The sequence below is a fragment of the Escherichia sp. AM3 genome (assembly GCF_032029835.1).
GTDB classification, from domain to species: domain Bacteria; phylum Pseudomonadota; class Gammaproteobacteria; order Enterobacterales; family Enterobacteriaceae; genus Escherichia; species Escherichia coli.
Map to the genome: position 1 here is coordinate 1 of NZ_JAVUPQ010000830.1, position 298 is coordinate 298.

Sequence of the window (298 nt, forward strand, 5' to 3'; positions counted from 1 at the left end):
TCATACTCACAGTTTGTTCAAGGATCATATTTTCCTGGCGAATCCATCGAGCATCTCAAAACAAAAGCTAAAGAAACTGACAAGTGGGGATGTAATAATATAACTTTTTCTGATTCAATTCAGCTAAGTTTGGATGGTGCCCCTACTGCATTAGTCGATGTTTTCAATGATATTGATTCTTCGTTGGCAACCAAAGAGAAAATCGAATTTCCTAAATCGGAAAAAATCACTGACGAGTCAAAGATAGATGAGCTTGATAATTATCTACTTCAATCGATCATTACAGATGTTGCAAAAG

1 pseudogene is annotated in these 298 nt (G+C 35.6%); it reads left to right on the forward strand.

Going from position 1 to position 298, the window contains the following annotated elements:
• Nucleotides 1-298 (forward strand): annotated as a pseudogene (locus RTW80_RS28595) (TIGR04141 family sporadically distributed protein); the annotation flags it as partial.